Below are 1,658 nucleotides of genomic sequence, written 5' to 3'. Positions count from 1 at the left end.
GGGCGCGGGAGCGGCGGAGGCGTCATTCTGTCAGGTTTTACGCCGCCCCGGCGGGGAACTTGTTGCGGTGCAACGTCGATGGCGAGGCGCGGCGAAGGTGGTAGGGCAAGCCGCGCCACCGTTCGCCCCGAGCCCTTCGACAAGCTCAGGGCGAACGGTGGTATTTGATTGCCGCTTTGATGGCGGCGCTTCGACAGGCCGGTCCTGAGCGAAGTCGAAGGGCTCAACCCGAACGGTGCTTGCCGTATGCGCAACCGCACCGCCGGAGAGCCGGGTTCAGCAGACCTTGCAGGTTTCGATCGGCAGGCCGCTCTTGATCCAGCCCGGGCCGGACGCGCTGCCGCTCATGCCTTCGCGGACGCTGACCACGTTGGTGAAGCCCTGTGCGGCGAGCAGGCGTTGCGCCTGGCCGCTGCGGTTGCCGCTGCGGCAGATGAAGGCGATCGGGGTGTCGCGCTTCGCGCCGACGCGGGCGACCACTTCCTTCACGAAGGCTTCAGGTCCGGCCGGGTTGTACAGGTTGATCGGGGTGGCGCCGGGGGCAACGCCCGTTTCGCGCCATTCTTCGGGCGTGCGCACGTCGATCAGGGTGATTTTTCCGGCCTTGGCCTTCGCCTGCGCCTCGGCAGGGCTGATTTCAGGCACTGCGCCCTGCTGGGCATGGACGGCCGAAAGGGGCAGGAGGATGGCCGCCGCGGCGGCAAGGAGCGTGCGGCGGACAAGGGAAAGGTCGCGTGACATGAGGAACTCCGGGATGCGTCAGGTTCTCAGGAATGTCGGTCAGACACTCTGCTGAGGATGGAGTTCGTCATATTAGCATGTGCTTGTATTGCGGCGGCGGAGAGAGGAGCCGGTGAGCTCCGGCCCGTCCGGGGCGCGGAGCGGTTTGGTGGCTAGTTTCGTAGGGCGGGAGGAGCCGAAGGCGCATCCCGCCGTGGGGCGGTGGAGCAAATTCAGGCGCGCGATTCGGCGGGGTGTGCCGCGCTCCGCCCCCCTAAACAGGTTCATGCGTCTGCCGTGCCGTCACCCGGCCATCCACGCCAGGGCGGTGGCGGTCGCGAGGCCGCCGCTCGCGAGCAGCGCGAGCCGGCGCGGGGAGCCGTGCAGCCGGCCCCACAGCCAGAATCCGGACAGGCCGAGGAAGGCGAGGCCCAGCGCGGCGGCGTCCGACAGCAGGACCCACGCGGGCCCCGTGCCGATCGCCATGTGCAGGCGCGCGAGGTAGAGCCACAGGTTGGGTTGGGTGCGCTTCGCTTCCGCCTGGCGACTGCCTACCCAGTAGTCGACCTGCACCGTCTCGGACGGTGTATCGGCGCGCAGGGTCCAGCGTTCGGGTTGGCGGATGTCGCCGCCGCCCCAGCCCACCGCCTTGGCCGGCTCGACGCGCGATTTCAGCTCGGTGGCGTCCAGCCCGAGCGCGGGTGCGAGCGCCGCGGCGAGCGCCGCCGGATCGGCGGGCGTCGCCTCGATGGGCAGCAGCTGCGTGACTTCCTTGCGGTCGAGCGCGGGGATCTTCATGACCGCGCGGTGGTTGAGCAGGAAGCCGGTGGTCGCGAACAGCAGCAGCATCGCGGCGAGCGCGAGGCCGAACCAGGCGTGGATGCGGCGCAGCCACTTCTGCGAATTGCCGCGATGGCTGGGCGGGCGGGGGTGGAGGT

The 1,658-nt window shown here is 69.7% G+C and carries 2 protein-coding genes; both read right to left on the bottom strand.

The window, feature by feature from the left end:
• Positions 1 to 276 precede the first annotated feature (276 nt).
• On the bottom strand, positions 277 to 741 hold the full coding sequence (locus GO615_RS27620; RefSeq protein ID WP_169133047.1) for a rhodanese-like domain-containing protein: 465 nt from the start codon (positions 739 to 741) through the stop codon (positions 277 to 279).
• A gap of 282 nt (positions 742 to 1,023) precedes the next feature.
• On the bottom strand, positions 1,024 to 1,658 hold a 635-nt coding region (locus GO615_RS27615; RefSeq protein ID WP_169133046.1), incomplete at its 5' end, for a PepSY-associated TM helix domain-containing protein.

The organism is Aromatoleum evansii (assembly GCF_012910805.1).
In the GTDB taxonomy this organism is placed as follows: Bacteria; Pseudomonadota; Gammaproteobacteria; order Burkholderiales; family Rhodocyclaceae; genus Aromatoleum; species Aromatoleum evansii.
Note: the sequence above shows the minus strand (reverse complement) of the source record. Positions and strands in the feature narration are given on the sequence as shown.